Origin of the sequence: Acaricomes phytoseiuli DSM 14247 (assembly GCF_000376245.1) — a bacterium.
Taxonomy (GTDB): Bacteria; Actinomycetota; Actinomycetes; order Actinomycetales; family Micrococcaceae; genus Renibacterium; species Renibacterium phytoseiuli.
In genome coordinates, this window is record NZ_AQXM01000059.1 from 41,047 (window position 1) to 63,327 (window position 22,281).

Genomic DNA, 22,281 nt, shown 5'->3' on the forward strand with positions numbered 1-22,281 from the left:
CACGGTGCGCACCTCATCATCGAGTGACTGCTGAGCAGGCGCTTGGCAGAAAATGTAACTGATTCTCGGGCTCTTGAACAGTCCGCGGCCGGAGCGCCGGGCAACTCGCATAAACTGGGCTGATGAGCCAGAGCAGCAGTGAAAGCAGTCCCGGTACGCCAGGTGGCTCCGCCGTCTCAGATATTTTCGACGCCTCCCGCTGGCGGCCCGTTGAAGGCTTTGGATTCCAGGACCTCACGTATCATCGGCAGCACGAGCACGGCAGGGATCTGCCCGCCGTGCGGATCGCTTTCAACCGGCCTGAAGTCCGCAATGCCTTCCGCCCCGGCACCGTGGATGAGCTCTACCGGGCTCTCGATCATGCCCGGATGACTCCCGATGTCGCCACCGTACTGCTGACCGGCAATGGCCCGAGCCCCAAAGACGGCGGGCATTCCTTCTGCTCGGGCGGGGATCAGCGGATCCGAGGGCGGGACGGCTACCGTTACGCCACTGGTGAGAGCCGGGAGAGCATAGACCCGGCACGAGCCGGCCGTTTGCACATTCTCGAAGTCCAACGGCTCATCCGCACGATGCCGAAAGTGGTGATCGCAGTGGTCAACGGCTGGGCTGCTGGCGGCGGCCATTCGCTGCACGTGGTCGCTGATCTCACCCTGGCCTCGAAGCAGCACGGGAAATTCAAGCAGACCGATGCCACCGTCGGGAGTTTCGACGCCGGCTACGGTTCTGCATTGCTGGCGCGGCAGATAGGGCAGAAGCGGGCTCGAGAGATCTTCTTCCTGGCCCGGGAGTACTCTGCCGAGGAGATGGTGGCCATAGGTGCGGTCAACGCCGCCGTCGATCATGCCCGGCTGGAAGAAGTCGCGCTCGAATACGCTGCGGATATCGCCCGGCAGTCCCCACAGGCCATCCGGATGCTCAAATTCGCCTTCAACCTCGCCGACGATGGCCTCGCCGGGCAGCAGGTCTTCGCCGGAGAAGCGACGCGTCTGGCCTATATGACCGATGAGGCCGTAGAAGGGCGGGACGCTTTCCTGGAGAAGCGGCCGCCGAACTGGCAGGATTTTCCCTATTACTTCTGATTACCTCTGATTCCTATCCAATGGACTCCACGCGCATCAGCTATGAACACTCTTCCCCAGCCCATCCGAGCTGAACAGCTCTCGGGAGCTCTCGCCGCCGCGCTCAGCGGCACGGGCCCCGCCGTCCGGATCAGCCCGGCTGGTGCCGAGCTCCGGCAGGCGCCGGCCGGAATCGCCTTAATCGTCAGTACCTCCGGCTCCACGGGAGCTCCTAAACAAGTGATGCTCAGCGCCGCTGCACTCCGCGCATCCGCCGAAGGTACCGCACACGTTCTGGGGGGCGAGGGGCAGTGGCTGCTCGCACTGCCCACGAGTTATATCGCAGGTGCTCAGGTGCTCATCCGGTCGATTTTCGCAGGTACCACTCCGGTGGTGCTTCCCGGAGAATCCTTCAGCCCTGCCTCTTTCACCCGAACGGCGAAAAAACTGACTGGCCGGCTGCGGTTCACTTCGCTCGTCCCCACTCAGCTGCTGCGGCTCCTCAATGATTCTGCCGCTTGCGCAGTGCTCAGGCGGTTCGATGCGATCCTCCTGGGGGGTGCCCCCACGGACCCCGAGCTGCTCTCCCGCACCGAGGGCGAGGATCTGCGCGTCATTCGCACCTATGGCAGCGCAGAGACCTGCGGGGGCTGCGTCTATAACGGCAGGCCCCTACCGGGCGCTCTCTGGCAGATACGGGCCGACGATACCGGTGATCCCCGAGTCTGGCTCGGCGGAGCCATGATCGCAGAAGGCTACCTGGACGACCCTGCCCGGACCGCCGAAGATTTCCAGGACGAAGGCGGAACTCGCTGGTACCGCACCTCTGATCTGGGCGAGGAGAGTCGAGAAGGGCAGTTGCAGATACTGGGACGGGCCGACGATACGATCATCTCTGGCGGCCTCAAGGTCTCCGCGGCGGCTGTCGGCCGAATGCTGCGCAAGCTCCCCGAGGTCGGTGATGCGTTCATCGGTTCAGTGCCGGACCCGGAGTGGGGCCAGCGTGTGGTCGCTGCCGTCCAGTTGGCAGAGGGCTTACCCGACACGCGTGACCGCGCTGAAGCAGCCCGGCGGCTGCGGCAGCAGGCTGGTATGCTCCTGGCGGCTCATGAAGTTCCCCAAGCCTTTCTCTTCGTGGCCGAGATGCCGCTGCTAGCCAACGGGAAACCCGACCGCCGGGCAGTGCTCGATGCGCTCCACGGAGAATTCGCCCAGGAGCTGCCGCCGCATTCGTCGAGACCGGACGCCCAGCCGTGAACAACACCAGGTTCTGCTGAGGGTTCGCCTAAGATGGCAGAAAGAACAAGGCAGGAGACAGAATCAGTGAGCGGAAACGGTCCCACAGCACGCCTATGGCTCCAGGGAGCGAGGTTGCGCACTCTGCCCATGGCAGTCTCCCCGGTGCTCATCGGAACCGCAGCCGCTTACGGCCTCGGCAGCTTCAAGCCCCTGAATGCCTTACTGGCGCTTCTCGTGGCGCTCTTCCTGCAGATCGGGGTGAACTACGCGAATGACTATTCGGATGGCATCCGCGGAACTGATGATCAGCGAGTCGGACCGGTCCGCCTGACCGCCGCGGGCATAGCCCAACCGCATCAGGTGCGGGCCGCGGCTTTCCTCTGCTTCACCGTGGCCATGCTCGCCGGCCTGATCCTCATCATCGCCTCCCAGGCCTGGTGGCTGCTGCTCGTAGGACTGGCCTGCGTGCTCGCCGCCTGGGGCTATACCGGGGGCAAAAATCCTTACGGCTATCTAGGCCTGGGGGACGTTTTCGTCTTCGTCTTCTTCGGCCTGATCGCCACCTTGGGCACTACTTTCACCCAGGCCGGGCGGCTCAGCTGGGAAGCCGGTATCGGAGCCGTGAGCACCGGGCTGATCGCCGTGGCTCTGCTGATGGCCAATAACGTCCGGGATCTGCCCCATGACGCCGAAGTCGGCAAACGCACCCTGGCGGTACGGCTGGGCGATCGCAATGCGCGTTTCGCCTATGTGGTGATGCTGGCAGTGGCGATTCTCTTACCTCTCGTCCTGGCCTTCGCGCATCCCTGGGTGCTGCTGGTGATCCTGGTCGTTCCGGCGACGCTCCAGCCTGCGTGGATCATGCTCTCCGGCCGGTCCCGTAAGGCGCTCATCCCGGTATTGCGGCAGACCGGGGTGATCAACCTCGGCTTCAGCGTGCTCTATTCATTGGCGCTGGTATTGGCTCGGGGCTTCTGACTGGCATCGATCCCGGCCTGCGGGTTATGCTCCACGAATGCGTCCTCGACGGAGGACTGCTCAGCAAGACGCTGAGCGCGGCGCTGGCTGCCTTTAGCGGAGAAAGCGGAGCGCATTGATGCTGTCGCCGCATCACGCTGAGGGCGGAAAAAGAGATAAGCCAGGCAGAAAGCAATCAGGGTCGCCGCGATCACGGAAAACACCACGCCCAGGCCTAGCCAGTAGAACAGCACCACTAGGGGCACAAGAAGAACCACCCGGAGCAGGGTGTACTTTAAGACAGCCACTTCTCCATTTTAGTCACTCAGCCTGTGCTTCGCGTAAGCGGGCATCCGGCCCGTTCGAGGCTTTTGAGCTGAGTCGATAGAATTGTGTTATGCCTCGAGTACTATTGGTTCTCGTTATCCTCGGTGTGACGATCTACGCTCTGATCGATTGTCTGCGCACTGAACGGGGATCCGTCCGGACCTTGCCCAAACCAGCATGGATACTGCTGATCGTGCTGCTGCCTGCCGTGGGCGCAGCGCTGTGGTTCTTCCTCGGCCGGCCGAGGCGTCAAGCCGGCCCCGCTCGGCCCGCGCGCTCCGTGGCACCTGATGACGACCCCGATTTCCTGCGCAACCTCGAGATCCACCGCCGCCAGAAGGCCGAGGAGCAACGGCTCGAAGAAAAGCGCAGAGAGCTCGAAGAGCGCGAGCGCAAACTGGGCGGCGACGAGAAGCCCTGATCAGTGGATTAGCTGCGGCGGTGGGCCCGACGGCTCAGCGCGGCACGAGCTGCTGCAGCTCGGTGGCCTGGTCCTGCTGGCCAGCCGATTCCACAACGACGTAGAACTCCTGGCATCGTTCGGCACAACGGCACCCGTTCTCCAGCGCCCACTTATCCAGCTGCTGCCAGGTTTCGCGGATCCGGGGCATCGGCCCCGGGTAAACCCCACAGACCGCCAGTGCTTCCGGGAGTCCGATCACGTCTAAGGCTCCATCGCCGGTTTCTCGGCACATCTCGATAGAAGTCTCGGAAGACTCCCGCAGGGTTCTGAGATCTGCGCAGAGATCGCATTCAGCCGGGTGCTGACTGTGCGAGGGCCACGCACCGGGGCCGCCGAGCAGATCTGCTCGGCGGCCCCGGTGCTTTTAGCTCTTCTACTCAGGAACTCCTAGTTGAGTCCACTGTAGGAGTGGAATCCTGCGAAGTAGATGTTCACGATGGTGAAGTTGAAGACCACGCAGACATAGCCCACGATGGACAACCAGGCTGCCCTGGTCCCGGTCCAGCCGCGGGTCGCCCGAGAGTGCAGATAACCCGCGTAGACCACCCAGATGATGAAGGTCCAGACCTCTTTGGTGTCCCAGCCCCAGTAACGGCCCCAGGCTTTCTCTGCCCAGATCGCGCCGAAGATCAGGGTCAGCGTCCAGCCCACGAAGCCCACCGCGTTGAGTCGGTAAGAGAGGTTCTCCAGGCTCAGCGCAGAAGGCGCAAGGCGCATGAACGGCAGCTTATCCGGCTCACCCTTGAGGAGTCTGATCTCCCGCCGGGACTGGATCAGCTGCAGGATGGACATCGCGAAGGTCAGCGTGAACAAGGCTGAAGAGATCACCGCGATGGAGACGTGGATGATCAGCCAGTAGCTCTGCAGCGAGGGGACCAGGTGGCCCACGGGGACATAGAAAGCGCTGCCCGCGGCGAAGAGCATCACGAGCACCAGGCCGATCACGAAAGTTCCCAGGAAGCGCAGATCCCGCCGGATCAGGGTCAAAAGGAAGACCACCACCACCAGGAAACCGCCGGTGGTGCAGAATTCGTACATATTGCCCCAGGGCACGCGGCCCGCAGCAAGGCCGCGGGTGAGTACACCAACACCATGCAGCAGCACCGCGAGAATCGTCAGCGCAACGGCTACCCGGGCTACCGGACGGCGTTCGCCGCCATAGCGCATGGAGTCATCGGCGATCATCTCGGAGGTCTTCGGCGCACTGCTGGTTGTGGGCCGTTCAGCCAGGTCGACGGTGGTCCCGTTGGGGGAGCTCGCACCGTTTTCAGCACCTGCAGCGGCGGCTTTCGCCTGCGGTTTCTTGGCCGCTGCGGCTACTGCCTCTTCCTGGCGCTGCTGAGACGAGGCTAGTGCGCGGCTCTCGATGGCCCGGGTGGTGCGGCTGGACTTCACGAGATCCCAAGTGAAGGCACAGAAGGCTACCGCGTAGGTCAGTGCGGCGAGCAGCATAAATAGATCGCTGTACTCGCCTAGTAGGGGGTTGATCTCCGGCATCTTATTCAGCCTTCCGCCGTATCATCGGACCTGCGCTGGCCCGGTTCCTGGTCGTCGCGGTCTTTTCCATTTACATTGTCCTGCTCCCGGTCCGTTTCCGCGACACCGCCCTCCTGGGTGTCCGGAATATCCCAGGCTTTGATCAGGTCGGCGCGCAGTGCCTTGCTCTCCGAGGCCAGGCGGTAATCCTCACCTCGAGCCAACAAGCCGTATTCGACCATCACTCTGCCATCGGGGTGGGTTCCGGTCCGCACCCAGGCCCGGCGCCGGGCCAAGAACAAGGAGCCGAGGAGCCCGACGAAAGCCACCATAACGAAACCGAGGATCCACGCCTGGCCGCCATTGGCGCGGACCTCCACGCCGATATAACGGGTCAGATTGTCGAAGGTGATGGACCCTTTGCCCTCGGGCAGATCGTAGGTCTGGCCGAGGGACAGGCTGATGCCGCCGGTGGGCAACGAGCGGTCATTGAGCGTCCTCATATTGGCGGTGTCCAGGACGAAAACGTTCTGCGGCTGACCATCATTGAGCCCCAAGTCGCCCACGTAGGAGTTGAGCAACACGAGCGGATTAGCCGGATCCGGATCACGGTTGATGTCGACGCCCTGAGGGTCTTTGATCGCAGTGGGCAGCAGCAGCCCGGAGAAGCCCAGCTGCTCAGGGGCAGCATCCGGAACCTTGATGGTCAACGAAGAGGTGTAGTCCGCTGAGGCGAGCTTGCCGACGACCCAATCGGAGAACGCGATATTCCCTTCGGCGTCCCGCACCGTGAAATGCGGTGCGTAGCCGTTGCCCAGCAGGAAGATATCGGTATTGCCCATGGCCAGCGGCTCATTGACTCGCAGGGTCTTTCCTTCGGGGGCTGCATCCGCGGAGTCCCGCACGGTCAGTTCGGCATTGAAGTCCAGGGGCTGCACTCGGCCAGTGGTAAGGCTGCGATCGAACTGGACGGTGAATTTATCGAGCCGCAGCGAATAGGGCTGCAACCAGTCCGCATTGAAATTGGTTCCGGGGTTGAAGGTGTCGTAGCCGACCAAGGTGTTCACGAAGGTGTTCCCAGTGACGATGATCCGCTGCCCGGAATAGCCGAACATACCACTCAGGGCCACCGCGACGAGCACGCCGATCAACGAGATGTGAAACATCAGGTTGCCGATTTCCTTGAGGAAGCCGCGCTCGGCACCGACGCTGGGGCGCTCGCCCTGATGCACCGCTACCCGGTAGCCGCGCTTGCGCAGAACCTGCGCGGCACGCTCCACGGCGCTCTCCGCGTTCCACTGGCCGCCCGCAGGAATCTGCAAAGTACCGTACTCGGGTAGTCGGGACAGTCTGCGCGGAGTCCGCGGCAGCTTGGCCCGCATAGCCTTCCAGTGCTGCCGGGCGCGGGGAATCACGCAGCCTACGAGGGAGACGAACAGCAGTAGGTAGATAGCGGAGAACCAGGGCGAGGTATAGACATCGAAGAGGCCGAACCAGTCCATCACCTCACCGACGCCAGGCCGAGCACTGATGTATTGCGTGACCGCCGCGGCGCCCTGGATGCGCTGCGGGAAGAGCGATCCCGGCACCGCTGCCACCGCGATGAGCAGCAGCAGGAACAACGCAGTGCGCATCGAGGTGAGCTGGGCCCACGCCCAGCGCAGCATGCCGAGGAGCCCGAGCCGCGGCAACACCACCTTCGTACGGTCCTGATCCTTACCCTGCTCAGACTCTTCCTCTTCCGGCAGCTCTTCCTGAGCCGTCGGCGTGGACTGCCCGTGCTTCTTCGGCATCGGCGGTGTCCCTCTCATTTCCGGGTCCATTCCCATTTCAGATCGGCAACCTCACCGTGCTGACCCAGCCCTGAAGCTGAGCGATCCATACGTTCCAGATTCCGGTGACCATCAGCACGCCCAGGCCGATCAGCATCCAGCCGCCAATCCGCTGAATCGTCAGACGGTGCTTACGAATCATCTCCAAAGCGCCCATTCCCCGCCGGAAGCCCAGAGCAATCGCCAGGAAGGGCAGGCCCAGCCCGAGCGAGTAGACGAAAGTCAGCAGCGCCCCCTTGGATGCGCTGGTCCCCCCGGAATAGGAAAGCGCCTGCACCGCGGCGAGGGTGGGGCCGATACACGGCACCCACCCCAGGCCGAAAGTCACCCCTAGCAGCGGGGCGCCCCAGAGCCCAGTGGGTGCCGTCATCCTGACCCTGGCCTCGCGCTGGAAGAAGGAGAATCCGCCCAGGAAGACGATGCCCAAGATGATCACCAAAACACCCAGCACCTGGGTTATCCAGGCGGAGTTGAGCGATAGCCAGGCACCGATAGTGCCAAGGGCGGCACCGAGCAGTACGAAGACGACGGTGAAGCCCAGGACGAAAAGGGAAATGCCCAGCAGCATCCGGCCCCGACGCTGCTTTTCGAGGTCAACACCGGTTAGACCGGTGACGTAGCCGAGGTATCCAGGCACCAGCGGGAGCACACACGGTGAGAGGAAGGAGAACAGCCCAGCCAGCAGCGCTACCGGCAGAGCCAGGAGGATCGATCCGTTCTGGATGATCTCGGCAAAGGGATTGTTCACGATGCGGCAGGCTCCGAAGCCGGCGGCTGCCCGTCGCCCACCGCTGAGGCGATAAGAGCCCGTAGCGTCGATTTTTCAGCGAGCCCGAGGATCCTTGAGGCCACGCGGCCCTCCCGATCCAGCACGAGTGTGGTCGGAACCGCAGCGGGCGGCACAAACGAGGCCACCGAAAGTAACACCGCGCCATCCTTATCCAGGAAGCTGGGGAAGGTCAAATTGAAACTGCGGATGAAAGACTCAGCGGTGGCTTTCTCATCCCGGATGTTCACGCCGAAGAATTCGACGCCCTGCGGCTTGAATTCCTGATAGAGGGCTTCCAAGTCCGGGGCTTCTTCACGGCAGGGGGCGCAGGCTGCATACCAGAAATTCAATACCGCGACCTCGCCCCGTAGACCCTGCGCACTGACCTGTGTGCCGTCCAGCAAGGTGCCCGAGAAGGTCAGAGGTTCGCTGCGCTGCCCCTCGGCATATTCACTTACCGAACCGTCCCCCGCAATGTAGTTCTTGTTATCGCCGGCCCTGGCCTGATCCGCTAGGGGGTCATCAGTGGTGCAACCGCTCAGAGTGGCAACAGCGGCTACTGCCGCCAGCGAGGCTCCAGTCAGAAAAGTCCGGCGGCGGTACATGCCCATCGCATCCTCCGTCAGGTCATACAGTGGCGGCTTTGAAGCCGCCGTACCGGGCGGATCTGCCGTAATTCACTTCTACAGTGTGTCGAAAATCAATTGTCGTCGATGCGCTCCACTAGCTCAAGCCAGCAGCGGGCACTCACAGCAGAGACCAAGGCAAGCTTCCGATGGGCTCCATGAAAGATCTGCTATTGATTCAGGCTCCTGGTGGCCCGGAGCTTCCAGAGAGCATCGATGCCGCCGGCTCCTGATAACTGACGTCTACCAGCCGGCCGTTCTCAAAGCGTAATGAGGTCACCGAAGCCAGGGAGCACTGCCGCCGCCGTGGATCATGTGCGAGGCGTCGGCCCTCAGCGCTCAGCCGGAGAATCCAGATCGGCAGCTGGTGGCTTACAAGAATCGCATGAGCACCATCCCCCACGGCTTCGAAGGCCTGACGCCTCGCCGAATCGACAGCCTGCCGCATCCGCTTCACCTGCTCCGCATACGGTTCGCCCCAGGACGGCCGGAACGGATTGTAGAGGCGCAGCATGTTCTCCGGCCGTAAAAGAGCAGCCGGGGTCACTTTGCTCCCTTCGAAGAAATTCTCCGCTTCGAGAAGGCGATCATCAGTGCGGATCTCAAGATCCAGAGCCGTTGCCGTCGGCTGCGCGGTCTCCTGCGCCCTGGATAACGGCGAGGCCGCCAGGTAGCCGAATTCAGCGCCGTCATCGGCCATGGCCCGGAAATGTTCTGCAGCCAGCACAGCCATTGACACGCCGCGGTCCGAGAGATGGAATTTCGGCAATCTCCCGTAAAGGACCCCCCCCGGATTGAAAACCTCACCGTGACGCAGCAGATGAACGGTTACCTTTGGCATAGCTTCAGTCTCTCAGGCGATGCTGAGAACGGGTAATCCACCCCTTCGCCCGGCAACGGGAATGCGGCCAGATGCGGCTAGGATTGAGCTCTATGAGCCAGGAAACGCCACAGCCCGATCCCTCCGGGGAGCCAGAACAGTCGAGTTCTTCCGGACCGACGCGGTCAAGCTCTTATCCGGAGATCGCACCCGGCGTGCCGCGTTATGGCCAGTATGCGCCGCAGCAATGGCAGCAGCCGCAGAACCAGCAGGGCCATTATCAGCAAGGTCAGTATCAGCAAGGCCCGACTCAGGGCCCGAGCCAGCAGCAGGGGTCAGTGTCCGGCTGGGATTCCCCGACTCAGCGCCCCGACATGCCGCAACAGGTCCGGTTGGCGTCGATTCTCATCATGATCGCGGGCGCTTTCCAGCTGATCCTGGGAGTCATCCCACTCTTCAACCGGGATCAGCTGCGTCAGCAACTCGATGCTGCTTCTGCCATGCTCCCCGAATCGAATGTCATCATCGATGACGGCTTCGTCCAGGCGCTCATCGTGTTCACGCTGATCTTGCTGCTCCTGATGGCCGCCTGCTATTTCTGGATCGCGATCAAGATCCAGGCGGGGCGCAATTGGGCCAGGATCACCGGGACCGTGCTCGCAGCGCTCTCCATCCTTATGCTCGGCGGCCTGGCCAGCGTGATTCCGGTGGGTCTGGGCATTATGGCTATGGTCTACTGCTGGCTGCCCCAGAACCGGGGCTACTTCACCCAGCGCCGGTAAATCCGCAGAGGCTCCTGCTGACTCCTTATTGCCTGGCCCGACTCCGGTATGCCAGGATCTGAAGTTCAGTCGCCATATCCACTTTGCGTACTTCGACGTCAGCGGGCACTTGCAGCGCCACCGGAGCGAAACTCAGAATACTGCGCACTCCAGCGGCCACGACCTGATCGCTGATCTTCTGAGCGGCTTCAGCAGGAATCGCCAGGACCACCATATTAGCCCGAGTCCGCTCCAAAACCCCGGCCAGATCCGCGATATCGCAGACCCGCAACCAGCCGATCTCCCGGCCGATCACCAGCTGATCCGAGTCCAGCACCGCAACGACCTCGAAGCCGCGCGATTCGAATCCGCCGTACCGGGCGAGGGCTTTACCCAGATTGCCCGCACCGATGATCGCCACTCGCCATTCCTCGGTGAGGCCGAGGGCGATCTCAATCTGCCGGGCCAGGTAACGCACATCGTAACCAACGCCCCGCGTGCCATGCGAGCCAATGTATGAGAGATCTTTGCGGACATTGCTGGAGCTCGCGCCCGCGGCTTCGGCGAGGGTCTCGGAGGAAATGCGCTCAGCACCTTGGGCGAGCAGTGAGTTGAGGCTGCGCAGGTAGAGCGCCAGGCGCGCAACCGCGGCAGCGGGGATTCCTCGGGCCGCGCTATCCAGAGGAAGCGCCCCAAGGTTATCTGAGGTCTGCTCCGACCCTGACACCGTAGCCCCTTTCCTTGCTCTGCTTACCCCAGGCTTACTCAATGCCGCCCAGCACCCTTGATGTTACCGCGCCTTCAGGGCCGCGCGTTCGGTGAGCAGCCGCCGCAGGCGCACCGGATCCAACCGCCAGAAATCCCTCGGTGTTCCGTCGATGAGCAACACTGGCACTTCCTCGGCGAACCGGGCTCGCAGCTCCGGCTCGGCATCGAGTGAACGTTCGATGACGTGCTCGCCGAATTCGGCAGCCACAGCGACCGCGGTCTCTCTGGCCGCAACGCACAGCGAGCAATCGGCGGCGACGATGAGAGTGAGCGCGGGTTCGGTCATAGCCACCAGCCTAGGATACTGGCAGCCGATCCTGAACGGTCTGCTGCGGTTCAGCGGCGGGGCACCGCCTCAGAGAGCACAGGTTCTGTCTAGAATCGGAGTATGCCCACCGACAGTCCCACTGATGCTGGCCAGCCTCCGGTCAGCCTAGGACTACCCGGGGAAGCCGCCTTCTTCGACGTCGACAATACTTTGATGCGTGGTGCCAGCCTCTTCCACGTCGCCAGGAAGATGTATCAGAAACAGGCTTTCACGATGCGCCAGGCCCTTGGCTTCGCCTGGAAACAGACCATGTTTATCCTGCGCGGTGAGGATCTCGAAGATATACGCTCGATCCAAAACTCCGCGCTTTCACTGGCGGCGGGAATCCGCACTGAATTCGTTGAAGAAGTGGGCGAAGAAGTCTACGACGAAATGATCGCCTCGAAGATCTGGCCGGGCGCGAAAGCCCTCGCCGACCAACACCTACGGGTTCGGCGCCGGGTATGGTTAGTCACCGCCACACCGGTCGAAGTAGCAAAAGTCATCGCTCAACGGCTCAGCCTGACCGGAGCTTTGGGAACCGTCTGCGAGGTTGAGGACGGCGCGTATACCGGCCGATTGGTGGGCGAGGTGCTCCACGGGCCGGCGAAAGCCCAGGCGGTGCGGGAGCTGGCGGCTCGGGAGCACCTGGACCTGGAACAGTGCTGGGCTTACAGCGATTCGCATAACGATATCCCGCTACTCTCCCTCGTAGGGCACCCGGTGGCGATCAACCCGGATGCCAAACTGCGCAAGCACGCCCGGGACCAGAACTGGCCGGTGTACGATTTCCGCTCGGGCCGTCGCGCCGCCACATTCGGCCTGCGGGTAGCCACATTGGCTGGGGCGGTCTACGGAATGTGGCGAGGCTTCAGCCGGTTCCGAAAAAGTTAGACAGAAAGCCCGCCACCAACCGTGGTGACGGGCTTTCTCAGTCCTATGTCCTATTTCCTGGACAGGATTACTTCTTATTGCGGCGCTGGTGCCGGGTCTTGCGAAGCAGCTTCCGATGCTTCTTCTTCGCCATCCGCTTACGCCGCTTTTTGATTACTGAACCCACAAAGTCCTCACAAACTTACTGGCTCCGCCATTGCACGAGGCCAGGACATCTCTACGAATTGACCGATTTAGATGTAACTAGACTACAGCCTTCACGCACTGTAAGCCGAACCGTCGAGGCCGACACTGCGCAGATGCTCCTTCACGGCGTTCTCCGGCACCCGGTAGGAGCGCCCAAACTGTACGGCGGGGAGCTCCCCGGAGTGCACTAGACGGTACACCGTCATCTTGGACACCCGCATGACCTCCGCGACCTCCGCCACGGTCAGAAAACGCACCTTCGAGAAATCAGTGCCTTCGGTCATCCTTCGTCCTTCATCCTTAAGCTAGATCATCGAGCTAAGAGGCGAATCGGAAAGTGCAGGATTCAGCCGTCGAAACCTTCTCTCTCACTTTACACAACCTGTGCCCTTTATAGGATCCTGCTGGTGATGTTTGCGTACCCCCGTCTCAAAATCCTCAGAGAAAATTTTTGTGGCTATCCGTGGTTAACCACAAAGTATGTGCATATTATTCAAGTCCAGCGACTATAAGTTAAAACTCGGCAGTCTGGGACGCGCAGAATCATCAGATATCGGTGCTCTTGCGTAAAAAGCCTTCCTGGGCATGAGCTTTGGGGGCGAGGAAGTCTTTTAAAACCGGACTACGAGAGCGATGGGGCGGCACGCATCATGCGTGCCGCCCCATCCATGACCGGCGGCAATCACCACAGTCTGGATGACGTTCAGCATCCTACCGACCATTGGCATCAGCCGGCGTTCTTCACCGCTTCGTTGAGCATCGCGACCAGCCGGGTCCGAGACTGCGCCCCGGTCTTCTTGTAGACATTGGTCAGCCGAGTCTCAATAGCCCGCAGTGACAATCCCAACAGTTCGGCGATCTCTTTGTTCCTGCGACCCTGCAAAACCTGAGTCACCACTTGCCGCTCGGCAGCGGTCAGCTCCTCGGTCAGCTGGATCTCCTCTAGGTCGACACTCTCCTGGACCAGTTCACCGGGCACCTCCTCCGCGCCGGAACCCCCTGGCAGATCAACCAGCACAGCACCCCCGGCATTTCCCCGGAAGATCTGGCGAACCTGCCCACTGCGCTGATTCTGCCGGGGATCCATGCGGCGGCGGTCCATAACCGGCACCTGCCGGCCATCAAGAGTCGGCCAGGGGCTCGCCCCGATCTCCTCGAAAAGCGTCAGTGCCTTGAGCTGCTCTTTCTCGCCCTGGGTCACATAGCCGAGCTGCCGCAACCGGTCACCGTAATTCGACAGTGTGCGCCCATACTCGTAATCAGTGCCCACCGCTCGGGCCACGCGCACCGCCTGTCGATACAGCTCAAGCGACAGCTGCCCCTCCGCCAGCATCGCACGGCAGCGGGCCACCACCACCGAACCCCAGTTAGAGGGATAGCGGCGAACTCGATCTTCCAGATCAGCGAGGACTTTGCGGCCTTCGTTGAGCCGGTCGAGCGCCACGAGCGCCTCGATCAGATCCGCCTCGTAGCGGAGGAATAGAGGGTTATACCGGGCCCCCCGGGAACCGTGCACCCGGTTCAGATAGCGCAGGGCCTCTTCGTAATCTCCCCGAGCCAGTGCGGCATGGCCGCGTAGCAAGGCGATCCGGATGGCGTTCCCCGGCGTCCTGCCACCCACGCTGCCGCGCAGAACTCTGTCGATATGCGGTTCTGCCGCAGTTAGATCGTTTTTTGCCAGCCAGTACCAACTACGGAGGTATTCGGTGAAGACCAGATGCAGCTGCTGCACATCCGGTGTCGCATGCAGGCTTTCGATGATCTCCATCGCCCGGCTGAACTGCCCCGCCCGGATCTCGTTCTGGGCCTGCATAGCCCGGGTCGTCTCCAGCCGGAGCGGCGCCGGCTCCGGGGAAAGTCGCAGAATAGTCTCGAAAACCGTCCGGGCCTGATCGTAATACTCCGCATAGGTCAGCATCCTGCCCACCCGAGTCAGGATCGAAACATCGAAAGTGCTCAGGTTCTCCACCATCAGCTTCTCGAAGACTTCGAGCGCAGGCAGTGGATCGCCCTCGATCGCAGACAGCAAGCTGCGTGCATGCGAGTAGATCTCCGCGTGCACCGGGCCGACATCGCCTAGCAGCGAAGCCGCCTTGCCCAGCAGGCGCTTAGCCTGATCAACTTCCCAGGACTCGACATGTAAGAACACGAGCAAACACAGCAACTGCATATTGAGTTCCGGGCTGCCGTCCTTGCTCAAGCGGACCAGGCTGGAGACTTCTCGACTATTCAGTTCGAATCTGGAGAAGAAGCTGATCCGGAGCCGCTCCAGCGCGATACGAACACGGTCGTGCTCAGCAACGGAGAAATCCAGAGCCCAGCGCAGATAGTATTCGGCATGGTTAAGCTCGCCCATTTCTACCATCGCTCGGGCGAGATCGCAGAGCGTCTCGGTGACATTCTCCCGTTCAGAACGGGCGAGTATGATCGCTCTATCCACATAAGCGGTACCCAGCAACCCATCGCCCCGGCTGACTAGCTCGGTGGCAGTTCTGATCATAGCCCCCGAATTTCGGCCCACTCCGAACAGAAAAGAGGCGTGCCACTGTTCCAGCAGAGAACCGTGATTGTGATGAGCTTCTGCAAGCGCTGCGTGCAATTCCTGCCGCTTAGAGGTATCCAAGGATAGGTACAGCATGCAGCGGAAAACCGCCTGCTGGACCCGCAGGGAATCCCCGGTGCGCATTAGAACCCGGTCGTGGATTAGGTTCTCCAGAGCGTGCTGCTTCTCGCCCAGGATGTCCCGGAGCGCCCGCTCCAGATGCACCGGAGCGGTACTGACCAGCAGCATGACCTCCTGAGCCTCTTCGGAAAGCCCCTGGAAGAAGCGTTCGGTTTCCCGCGCAGCGCGATGACCGAAGTGCGCCGGATAGGAGAGCGGATCACGACCCTTGCGTTCACCCTCGGAAAGCGCTTCGAGCCCCTCCCGCAGATAAGCAGGATTGCCGCTGGAGATCGCGGAGATGATCTGCAAGACCGAGGGAACGGTACCCGGCTTGGCCATGTCCTGAGCCACCGCAAGGCTCTGTCTCAGCGTCAGCATCTGAAGCGCGAGCTCTGGCAGCGCCTGGAAAGGCCCACAACTAAGGTTCTCCTCGACGCTGAGTAGCAGATTCAGCCCGGTGCCGCGAAGCCGTCGTGCCAGGAAGCCGAGCACTGCCTGGCTCCCGAGGTCCATGCGATCGGCATCGTCGATCACGACCAGGCGCGGGGACAGCCCGAAGTCGACCACCCGACGCAAGAGTTCCTGCGCCACCAGGAAATCGTCTTCGCTATCTCGGCGCTGAACTGCTGAAGGCCAGAATGTTTCGGTATGTCCTAGAGCTGCCAACACTGCTGAGATCCCCGAATAGCGCCATTCCGTCTCTGCGGGATTAGCGCGCACCAAAATGGCGTCAGGAAAAGACGCAGCAGCCTCCTCAAGCAGATAGGTCTTCCCCAGGCCAGCTGCCGCACTGACCACGAGTATCGCCTCTCTGCTTCCCCCGAAGACCTCCCTGACGCGATGCATCTCGCGTTCTCGCTCGCTAACCATCAAAGCTCCCCTAGGCCTTTGACCTCTAACCCCACTGGGAAGGACTCAATAACCCCTATTTTTGAAACACCATCCATTCCCTGGCTTAGCAAGATTCTGGCATATGTTCGGCCGGTGTGCTGGGATTATGAGCAGGATTCCGGTCAGGAGGGCGATCCGTGATCTTTACGTCGACCGAACTTAGGAAGATTGGCGAAAAGGTCCGCCGCCTTAGTGGCTGCACGGCCAACGCTGCGACCAATCTGCTGTGACACGCTTTCGCCGTCCTGTTCAGCATCGGCTTCTCTATGATCAAGCCGCGACTCCTGCGCTTTCGCTCCAGGCAGAACCCTGGGCTCGGATTCCGGTCCGGGGTCTGCGACATCGTCGAACCACTGACGAGCCGTCAGCAGCGGCTCGTGTTCAATCGAGTAGAAACGCCGCTGACCTTCCGCGCGCATCGTCACCAAGCCCGCTTCCCGGAGCACTTTGAGGTGCTTGGATACCGTGGGCTGACTCGTGCCGACTCCATCGACGAGCTCCCCCACCGAAAGGTCGCCGCGACGCAGAAGGGTCAAGATCTCCCGCCGGGTAGGCTCGGCAAGCACAGCGAAAACATCCTGGTTAACCATGTCTCATACCCTAGCGACGTATACCCCCCATCGGCATACCCCATGCCTGCGGCCCGTGCTCTGATCGCCGATCGCCGCGAACACCTGATCAGTCCAACCAGGGATCCAGCCCATGCAGCGGGAAAACCGCTTTGCGAGTCGCCAGAATCACTCTGTCCACCGCATCGGCCGGGTTATAACCGGTCTCCCAGGAGCGCCACCAGAGATCGACATCATCGCCCATCAACGCAGGGCCATCGGTGCCAAATCCGATGCGCAATTTGTCCCGCCAGACCTGCGGCACCTCGGTGCGCAGCGGTACCGGCTTTCCGCTGACCACCGCGATCAGATGCGACCAGATCCTAGGCACCGCTGAGGTGACATCGTAACCGCCTCCGCCGAGCGCCAGCCAGCGCCCCTCGCACAGCTCCTGTGCCAGCCCGGCGATGGTCAAGGCGGCTTCTCGCTGCGCATCGACGCTGGTGCTCAAGTGGGTGAGCGGATCCTCGCGGTGCGAATCACAGCCGTGCTGGGAAACGATGACCTCCGGGCCGAAGGCGCGTACCACCTGAGGAACCACGGCGTGAAAGGCACGCAGCCACCCGCCGTCACCGCTGTATGCGGGCAGAGCGATATTCACCGCGGTGCCCTCGACTCCGGGGCCGCCGGTCTCATCGGCGAAACCGGTTCCAGGGAAGAGCGTGAGGCCGCTCTCATGCAATGAGACCGTGAGCACGCGGGGATCATCGTAGAAGATATCCTGCGTTCCATCACCGTGGTGGGCGTCGATATCGATATAGGCCACTCGCTGGACCCCACCATCCAGCAGCGCCTGTATGGCGACTGCAGCATCGTTGTAGATGCAGAAGCCGCTGGCCCTCGCCGCATGCGCATGGTGCATGCCCCCGGCGAAGTTCACCCCGCGCACAGCGGTGCCGTCCAGCATCGCCGATACCGCTCGCAGAGAACCGCCCACAAGCCTGGCGCTGGCCTCATGCATTCCGGGGAAAACCGGATCATCCTCCGTGCCAAGCCCTCGCTCCTGCAGGGTCAGCGGCTCCAATACACTGCTCGCCGCCTGGACGGCCTGGATGTACTCGGGTTCATGCACCGTGCCCAGCTGGGCATCGCTCGCGACGAAGGGCTCCGCAAGACGAACCCCGGGGCGCTCCAGAAGCCCCAGAGCCTCGGCGAGGCCCGCGGTCAGTGAAAGCCGGGCCGACGCCATCGGATGATCCGGTCCGAAATCATAGGCGGTCAGTGACTCGTCCCAGATTACGCACGTCGGAGCACTGGCCGGCCCGGAGGAGGAGCCAGTCGAAGCCCGCGAGGAATTAGTATCCGTCATCCTAAGCAAGGCTACGCGACGAACTTCCTGCAGAAGAGCTTCAGAAGCGCATAAAACGCAGAAAACAGAGAAACCAGGAGAAAAGTGGTTAACTACATCCAGGCATTCAGCCCAGAAGTGAGTAAAACTAGCCGAACGCTGCGACCGGAGCACCATGACGAAGAATACTGCCTCCTGGCGTCCGCGCCCTGAGCGCGGCCGCTTCGGCTTCATCATGGCGATCCGGGACTTCATCGACTCGGTGGCCAGCTCATCCCCGGCCAGGCTCGCCTTGATCGTCTTCGCGCTGGTCATCATGGCCTTCACGACGTTGCTCACCCTGCCCATAGCTTCCGCCTCGGGCGAGCCGACCCCTTTTCACGACGCCCTGTTCACTGCGGTATCCGCAGTGTGCGTCACCGGGCTGACCGTCGTCTCCACCGCTGTCTACTGGTCGTTCTTCGGGCAGGTCGTCATTTTGGTGGCGATCTTCATCGGCGGCCTGGGCATCCTGACGCTGGCATCGCTGATGGCACTGACCGTCTCGAAGCGTCTGGGCCTTCGGGGCCGGTTGATCGCCCAGGAAGCCACTAACGCAGGGCGCCTCGGCGAAGTCGGCACACTGCTGCGCATCGTCATCACCACCTCGGTCGCGGTAGAGCTCGTCCTGGCTGTGATCCTAGCGTTCCGGTTCATGACTCTGGGCGAAGCCTTCTGGCCGGCGACCTGGCACGCGGTCTTCTACGCAATCTCATCCTTCAACAACGCAGGCTTCACCCCGCACGCAGACGGGCTGATGTCCTATCAAGACGATCTGTGGGTTCTGGGGCCGCTCATGGCGGGGGTCTTCCTAGGCTCTTTGGGTTTCCCGGTGATCATGGTGCTGCGCAGCAGCGGCTTCCGGTTCTCGCGCTGGAACCTGCACACCAAGCTGACGATCCACGTCTCGCTGATTCTGGTCCTGGTAGGCGCCGTGGGCTTCGCGATCTTCGAGTGGAACAACTCCAGAAGTTTCGGCGAGATGGGCAGCGGGGAGAAAATCCTGCAATCGCTCTTCGCCTCGATCATGACCCGTTCCGGCGGCTTCAACCTGGTCGACATGAACGATATCTCCCCGGTGTCCCAGCTGTTCACCAACGCCCTGATGTTCGCGGGCGGCGGCTCCGCCTCCACCGCGGGTGGTATCAAAGTGACCACCCTGGCGGTGATGTTCCTGGCGATCGTCGCAGAAGCCCGGGGCGATAACGATGTCAAAGCCTACGGGCGCACGATCCCGCAAGGCGTCATGCGGGTAGCGATCTCCGTGATCATGATGGGTGCCACCCTCGTCATGGTCGCTACGGGGGCGATATTGATGATCTCGGATGCACCCTTGAACCGGGTGCTCTTCGAAGTGATCTCCGCCTTCGCCACCTGCGGACTGAGCACCGGGCTGAGTTCCGAACTGCCGCCAGCCGGCGTTTATGTGCTCTCTGCACTCATGTTCGCCGGCCGTGTGGGCACGATTACGCTGGCTGCGGCGTTGGCATTAAGACAACGTCGGCAACTGTTCCGATACCCAGAAGAGAGGCCCATCATTGGCTGAGAAACCGCAGCACGAGAACACCTTGCATCGGCCGGCCCATAACACCCCGGTGCTCGTGGTGGGTCTGGGTAGGTTTGGCTCCGCAACCGCTGAGCAGCTGGTCCGGCAAGGCCGTGAAGTGCTGGCCGTGGAACGCGATCCGGCCCTGGTTCAGAAATGGGCGGGCACGCTGACCCATGTCGTAGAAGCCGATGCAACCAATCTCGACGCCCTAAAACAACTCGGTGCACAGGACTTCAGCTCCGCCGTGGTGGGCGTCGGCACTTCAATCGAATCCAGCGTTCTGATCACCGTGAACCTGGTGGACCTGAACGTGCCGCACCTATGGGTCAAGGCAATCACGCCGTCGCACGGCAAGATCCTGACCCGGATCGGCGCAAATCACGTGATCTACCCGGAGGCGGATGCCGGGGTGCGGACAGCGCACCTGGTCTCCGGCCGGATGCTCGACTTCATTGAATTCGATGACGATTTCGCGATCGTCAAGATGCATCCACCCAAAGAGACCCAGGGCTTCACTCTGGCGGAATCCAAAGTTCGCTCCAAATACGGAGTCACCGTGGTCGGCGTGAAATCCCCCGGCGAGGACTTCACCTACGCTCAGCCGGATACCAAGGTGTCTTCACGAGATATGCTCATCGTCTCCGGACATGTCGACTTACTGGAGCGCTTCGCCTCCCGCCCCTGACGAACAGCTGACTAATCGCTGAGCTCCTGGGTCATCTCCTCAGAGCGCTCCGCAGCAGCACGGGCACCAGCAAGGATCACTGCGGGAAGACCCTGCTGTGTGAAGGTGGCAATGGCCCGTTCTGTGGTTCCATTGGGACTCGTCACCGCTTTCCGGAGAGCCGCGGGATCGGCTCCATCTTGAGCCAGCATCAGCCCTGCGCCGGCCGCTGTCTCCGCGGCGAGCTGCTGAGCGGTCTGCGCTTCAAGGCCGAGTTCCTGCGCCGCCGCCGCCATCGCTTCGGCGACGTAGAAGATGTAAGCGGGCCCTGAACCGCTGATAGCGCCGATCGCGGACATCTGCGTTTCCGGCACCTCGAGGACCAAGCCGGAGCCGGCGAAGACCGCCTGAGCCAGCTCGGCCTGCTCAGCACTCACCGAGGCTCCGGGGGAAAGCGCGACAACGCCCCTGCCAACCATCAAAGGCGTGTTGGGCATGCTGCGGACCACCGGCTGGTCTTCTGGTAGCGCGGCTTCCAGCTGCGCCAAGGAGACCGCAGCTGCAACGCTGATGACGACCGCACCAGCGGAAAGGGCGGGGCTGATCTGCTCGCAGAGCGGAACGATCTGGGCGGGTTTGACTCCCAGCAATACGACATCGGCGCCAGTCACCGCAAGCGTATTAGCCTCTGCCTCCTCGGAAGTCGCCATCGCCACGACGCCGTAACGCTCAGCGAGTTCCACAGCCCGCTCGGGGCTGCGTACGGTGGCGATCACCGCAGATGGGTCCACCAGGGACTTGGCCAGGAAACCGGCGAGAATGGCCTCGCCCATAGAGCCACAACCTAAGAAAGCGATACGGGAGATCATGAGGCCATGATGCCACTTATCGCCGGTTATTTCAGGCCCGGTCGCTCTTGCTTGCGCCCCGGCGGGATGCCGGATCCTTTGCCAGGAAACACCCAGCTGGCGAGCAGGCCGCCATAAGCTTCAACTACTAAAGTGGGAATTACCTTTCGAGGTGCGAGTGATGGTGAACTGATCAGCTTGCTGATTAGCGAAGAAGCACCGGGAGCATGCTGGTTTCCCCCAAATTTCAGCATGGCCCCGGTGCTTCTTTGCGGTTCCGCTCGATTCGGCTCAGCTATTTGGAGTTATTGGACGCTATGCGGCTCAGGCACAGGCTGATCCAGATGCTTCCTGGCGAAGCGCAGGCACTCCCCTAGCCATTGTTCGCGCTCCCCCACCGCTTTGGCCCTGCGCGTCGAGATCTCCACCACCACCGCGCCCTCGTACCCGGACCCTGCAAGGTATTCGAGCACGGCGTCGGCCTGCTGCTGGCCCTGGCCCGGCAGCAGATGCTCATCCCGGTTGGATCCGCTGCCATCGGTGAGGTGCACATGCCGCAGGCGGCCACCGAGGGCCTGCACCGCATCGAGCGATGGCATCCCGGCCGTCGCCGCATGCGAAAGATCCCAGGTGACATCCGGATAGTCCAGCGGTATCGGATTCCAGTGCGGCAGATAGGCCTTAGCCTCCCGGCCACGGACTCGCCAAGGGTACATGTTCTCCACGGCGATCCGGATGCCGGTGGAGGCGGTCAGATCACGGATGCCCATGGCAAAGCTCTCGGCATAATCGTTCTGCCAACGGAAGGGTGGGTGGGCGACCACGACCTCGGCACCAAGCTCGGCTGCCATCTCCACCGAGCGCTCGATCTTGTTCCATGCGCTACCCCAGACCTGCTGAGTCAGCAGCAGAGTGGGCGCGTGCACCGCGAGCACCGGTATCCCATAACGCTCTGAGAGCTCCCCTAAGGCCTGCGGATCCTGGCTGGTGGTGTTATTCGTGACCATCACTTCCAGGCCGTCGTAGCCGAGGTCCTGCGCTACCGCGAAGGCATCGTGAACGGTCAGCGGGTATACCGAAGTGCTGGACAGCGCGACTGGGATCTGTCTTTGCTCGGGCACGGTCCTATCTTGCCAGAGTCTCGTTGAGCGCGAGCTGAGAACACGATCCTACGCCCCGCAGAGCACCCCGCTGAGTGGTCGGCTTTGGCGGCTCAGAATGGCTCTGAGCCGCCAAAGCCGAC

24 protein-coding genes are annotated in these 22,281 nt (G+C 62.0%); 8 read left to right on the plus strand and 16 right to left on the minus strand.

The features are described from left to right. Window positions 1-122: 122 nt before the first annotated feature. The 3 genes from C501_RS0107835 to C501_RS0107845 all read left to right on the plus strand — a co-directional run bounded on the left by C501_RS0107835 (window position 123) and on the right by C501_RS0107845 (window position 3,278). Window positions 123-1,082, plus strand: coding sequence for a 1,4-dihydroxy-2-naphthoyl-CoA synthase (locus C501_RS0107835; protein WP_018135076.1), 960 nt, complete (start codon window positions 123-125; stop codon window positions 1,080-1,082). 42 nt (window positions 1,083-1,124) lie between these two features. Continuing rightward, window positions 1,125-2,318: an AMP-binding protein gene (locus C501_RS0107840; protein WP_018135077.1), complete on the plus strand. Its 1,194-nt coding sequence runs from the start codon at window positions 1,125-1,127 to the stop codon at window positions 2,316-2,318. Window positions 2,319-2,447: 129 nt separating this feature from the next. Continuing rightward, window positions 2,448-3,278 (plus strand): 1,4-dihydroxy-2-naphthoate polyprenyltransferase, encoded by an 831-nt coding sequence (locus C501_RS0107845; RefSeq protein WP_018135078.1) that lies wholly within the window; start codon window positions 2,448-2,450, stop codon window positions 3,276-3,278. Here the strand turns inward: C501_RS0107845 and C501_RS0107850 are convergent. Further along, a complete protein-coding gene (locus tag C501_RS0107850) occupies window positions 3,242-3,565 on the minus strand; it encodes a DUF4229 domain-containing protein (RefSeq protein ID WP_018135079.1) in 324 nt (107 codons plus the stop codon). The two genes, C501_RS0107845 and C501_RS0107850, sit on opposite strands and share 37 nt — an antisense overlap. Before the next feature lie 89 nt (window positions 3,566-3,654). On the opposite strand from C501_RS0107850, the gene C501_RS12860 reads away from it, so the two are divergent. Further along, a complete protein-coding gene (locus C501_RS12860; protein WP_043568583.1) occupies window positions 3,655-4,005 on the plus strand; it encodes a PLD nuclease N-terminal domain-containing protein in 351 nt (116 codons plus the stop codon). Between the two features lie 34 nt (window positions 4,006-4,039). Here C501_RS12860 and C501_RS0107860 read toward each other — a convergent pair whose 3' ends face one another. From C501_RS0107860 to C501_RS0107885, 6 genes are all read right to left on the minus strand, one after another. Continuing rightward, the gene (locus C501_RS0107860) at window positions 4,040-4,246 is read right to left on the minus strand and encodes a GyrI-like domain-containing protein (RefSeq protein ID WP_156807689.1); all 207 of its coding nucleotides are present in this window, start codon (window positions 4,244-4,246) and stop codon (window positions 4,040-4,042) included. Window positions 4,247-4,434: 188 nt separating this feature from the next. Then, window positions 4,435-5,544, minus strand: coding sequence for a c-type cytochrome biogenesis protein CcsB (ccsB, locus tag C501_RS0107865; protein WP_018135082.1), 1,110 nt, complete (start codon window positions 5,542-5,544; stop codon window positions 4,435-4,437). Between the two features lie 5 nt (window positions 5,545-5,549). Beyond that, window positions 5,550-7,316: a cytochrome c biogenesis protein ResB gene (gene resB / locus C501_RS0107870; protein ID WP_018135083.1), complete on the minus strand. Its 1,767-nt coding sequence runs from the start codon at window positions 7,314-7,316 to the stop codon at window positions 5,550-5,552. Between the two features lie 37 nt (window positions 7,317-7,353). Next, a complete protein-coding gene (locus tag C501_RS0107875) occupies window positions 7,354-8,103 on the minus strand; it encodes a cytochrome c biogenesis CcdA family protein (RefSeq protein ID WP_018135084.1) in 750 nt (249 codons plus the stop codon). Then, entirely contained in the window at window positions 8,100-8,735 is a 636-nt protein-coding gene (locus tag C501_RS0107880; protein ID WP_018135085.1) for a TlpA family protein disulfide reductase, read from the minus strand. The genes C501_RS0107875 and C501_RS0107880 overlap by 4 nt, the downstream gene beginning before the upstream one ends. A gap of 193 nt (window positions 8,736-8,928) precedes the next feature. After that, entirely contained in the window at window positions 8,929-9,591 is a 663-nt protein-coding gene (locus tag C501_RS0107885; RefSeq protein ID WP_026174741.1) for a histidine phosphatase family protein, read from the minus strand. 92 nt (window positions 9,592-9,683) lie between these two features. Between C501_RS0107885 and C501_RS0107890 the strand changes: the two genes are divergently transcribed. Continuing rightward, window positions 9,684-10,352 (plus strand): hypothetical protein, encoded by a 669-nt coding sequence (locus tag C501_RS0107890; protein WP_156807690.1) that lies wholly within the window; start codon window positions 9,684-9,686, stop codon window positions 10,350-10,352. A 25-nt stretch (window positions 10,353-10,377) separates the two neighbouring features. Here the strand turns inward: C501_RS0107890 and C501_RS0107895 are convergent, their stop codons facing one another. Then, complete coding sequence (locus C501_RS0107895) at window positions 10,378-11,058, minus strand: redox-sensing transcriptional repressor Rex (protein WP_018135088.1); 681 nt, start codon at window positions 11,056-11,058, stop codon at window positions 10,378-10,380. Between the two features lie 63 nt (window positions 11,059-11,121). Next, entirely contained in the window at window positions 11,122-11,385 is a 264-nt protein-coding gene (locus C501_RS0107900) for a glutaredoxin family protein (protein ID WP_018135089.1), read from the minus strand. Between the two features lie 102 nt (window positions 11,386-11,487). Between C501_RS0107900 and C501_RS0107905 the strand changes: the two genes are divergently transcribed. After that, entirely contained in the window at window positions 11,488-12,300 is an 813-nt protein-coding gene (locus C501_RS0107905) for an HAD family hydrolase (RefSeq protein WP_018135090.1), read from the plus strand. A gap of 67 nt (window positions 12,301-12,367) precedes the next feature. On the opposite strand, the gene C501_RS14005 is transcribed toward C501_RS0107905, so the two are convergent. The 5 genes from C501_RS14005 to C501_RS0107930 all read right to left on the minus strand — a co-directional run bounded on the left by C501_RS14005 (window position 12,368) and on the right by C501_RS0107930 (window position 17,959). After that, window positions 12,368-12,466, minus strand: coding sequence for a 30S ribosomal protein bS22 (locus tag C501_RS14005; protein ID WP_003792170.1), 99 nt, complete (start codon window positions 12,464-12,466; stop codon window positions 12,368-12,370). A gap of 91 nt (window positions 12,467-12,557) precedes the next feature. After that, window positions 12,558-12,770: a helix-turn-helix domain-containing protein gene (locus tag C501_RS0107910; protein WP_018135091.1), complete on the minus strand. Its 213-nt coding sequence runs from the start codon at window positions 12,768-12,770 to the stop codon at window positions 12,558-12,560. Between the two features lie 443 nt (window positions 12,771-13,213). Continuing rightward, window positions 13,214-16,021, minus strand: coding sequence for a LuxR family transcriptional regulator (locus tag C501_RS0107920; RefSeq protein WP_083906579.1), 2,808 nt, complete (start codon window positions 16,019-16,021; stop codon window positions 13,214-13,216). Between the two features lie 143 nt (window positions 16,022-16,164). Beyond that, complete coding sequence (locus C501_RS0107925) at window positions 16,165-16,632, minus strand: ArsR/SmtB family transcription factor (RefSeq protein ID WP_018135094.1); 468 nt, start codon at window positions 16,630-16,632, stop codon at window positions 16,165-16,167. A gap of 88 nt (window positions 16,633-16,720) precedes the next feature. After that, window positions 16,721-17,959 (minus strand): acetoin utilization protein AcuC, encoded by a 1,239-nt coding sequence (locus tag C501_RS0107930; RefSeq protein WP_018135095.1) that lies wholly within the window; start codon window positions 17,957-17,959, stop codon window positions 16,721-16,723. Window positions 17,960-18,113: 154 nt separating this feature from the next. Here C501_RS0107930 and C501_RS0107935 point away from each other — a divergent pair, with 154 nt between their 5' ends. Together C501_RS0107935 and C501_RS0107940 are read left to right on the plus strand one after the other, a co-directional pair. Next, window positions 18,114-19,523 carry a TrkH family potassium uptake protein gene (locus C501_RS0107935; protein ID WP_018135096.1) on the plus strand — a complete coding sequence of 470 codons (1,410 nt, stop codon included), beginning with the start codon at window positions 18,114-18,116 and terminating at the stop codon, window positions 19,521-19,523. 49 nt (window positions 19,524-19,572) lie between these two features. After that, the gene (locus C501_RS0107940; protein WP_026174742.1) at window positions 19,573-20,211 is read left to right on the plus strand and encodes a potassium channel family protein; all 639 of its coding nucleotides are present in this window, start codon (window positions 19,573-19,575) and stop codon (window positions 20,209-20,211) included. Window positions 20,212-20,222: 11 nt separating this feature from the next. On the opposite strand, the gene proC is transcribed toward C501_RS0107940, so the two are convergent. Both proC and C501_RS0107950 read right to left on the minus strand, forming a co-directional pair. Further along, window positions 20,223-21,059 (minus strand): pyrroline-5-carboxylate reductase, encoded by an 837-nt coding sequence (proC, locus tag C501_RS0107945; RefSeq protein ID WP_026174743.1) that lies wholly within the window; start codon window positions 21,057-21,059, stop codon window positions 20,223-20,225. A 284-nt stretch (window positions 21,060-21,343) separates the two neighbouring features. Beyond that, the gene (locus tag C501_RS0107950) at window positions 21,344-22,159 is read right to left on the minus strand and encodes a sugar phosphate isomerase/epimerase family protein (protein ID WP_018135099.1); all 816 of its coding nucleotides are present in this window, start codon (window positions 22,157-22,159) and stop codon (window positions 21,344-21,346) included. Between the last annotated feature and the right edge of the window lie 122 nt (window positions 22,160-22,281).

Coding starts and splice junctions, on each gene's coding strand:
- C501_RS0107835 (WP_018135076.1), top strand. CDS start 123: ATGAGCCAGAGCAGCAGTGAAAGCAGTCCCGGTACGCCAGGTGGCTCC.
- C501_RS0107840 (WP_018135077.1), top strand. CDS start 1,125: ATGAACACTCTTCCCCAGCCCATCCGAGCTGAACAGCTCTCGGGAGCT.
- C501_RS0107845 (WP_018135078.1), top strand. CDS start 2,448: ATGGCAGTCTCCCCGGTGCTCATCGGAACCGCAGCCGCTTACGGCCTC.
- C501_RS12860 (WP_043568583.1), top strand. CDS start 3,655: ATGCCTCGAGTACTATTGGTTCTCGTTATCCTCGGTGTGACGATCTAC.
- ccsB (WP_018135082.1), bottom strand. CDS start 5,544: ATGCCGGAGATCAACCCCCTACTAGGCGAGTACAGCGATCTATTTATG.
- resB (WP_018135083.1), bottom strand. CDS start 7,316: ATGCCGAAGAAGCACGGGCAGTCCACGCCGACGGCTCAGGAAGAGCTG.
- C501_RS0107880 (WP_018135085.1), bottom strand. CDS start 8,735: ATGGGCATGTACCGCCGCCGGACTTTTCTGACTGGAGCCTCGCTGGCG.
- C501_RS0107885 (WP_026174741.1), bottom strand. CDS start 9,591: ATGCCAAAGGTAACCGTTCATCTGCTGCGTCACGGTGAGGTTTTCAAT.
- C501_RS0107890 (WP_156807690.1), top strand. CDS start 9,684: ATGAGCCAGGAAACGCCACAGCCCGATCCCTCCGGGGAGCCAGAACAG.
- C501_RS0107900 (WP_018135089.1), bottom strand. CDS start 11,385: ATGACCGAACCCGCGCTCACTCTCATCGTCGCCGCCGATTGCTCGCTG.
- C501_RS0107905 (WP_018135090.1), top strand. CDS start 11,488: ATGCCCACCGACAGTCCCACTGATGCTGGCCAGCCTCCGGTCAGCCTA.
- C501_RS0107910 (WP_018135091.1), bottom strand. CDS start 12,770: ATGACCGAAGGCACTGATTTCTCGAAGGTGCGTTTTCTGACCGTGGCG.
- C501_RS0107920 (WP_083906579.1), bottom strand. CDS start 16,021: ATGGTTAGCGAGCGAGAACGCGAGATGCATCGCGTCAGGGAGGTCTTC.
- C501_RS0107925 (WP_018135094.1), bottom strand. CDS start 16,632: ATGGTTAACCAGGATGTTTTCGCTGTGCTTGCCGAGCCTACCCGGCGG.
- C501_RS0107930 (WP_018135095.1), bottom strand. CDS start 17,959: ATGACGGATACTAATTCCTCGCGGGCTTCGACTGGCTCCTCCTCCGGG.
- C501_RS0107935 (WP_018135096.1), top strand. CDS start 18,114: ATGACGAAGAATACTGCCTCCTGGCGTCCGCGCCCTGAGCGCGGCCGC.
- proC (WP_026174743.1), bottom strand. CDS start 21,059: ATGATCTCCCGTATCGCTTTCTTAGGTTGTGGCTCTATGGGCGAGGCC.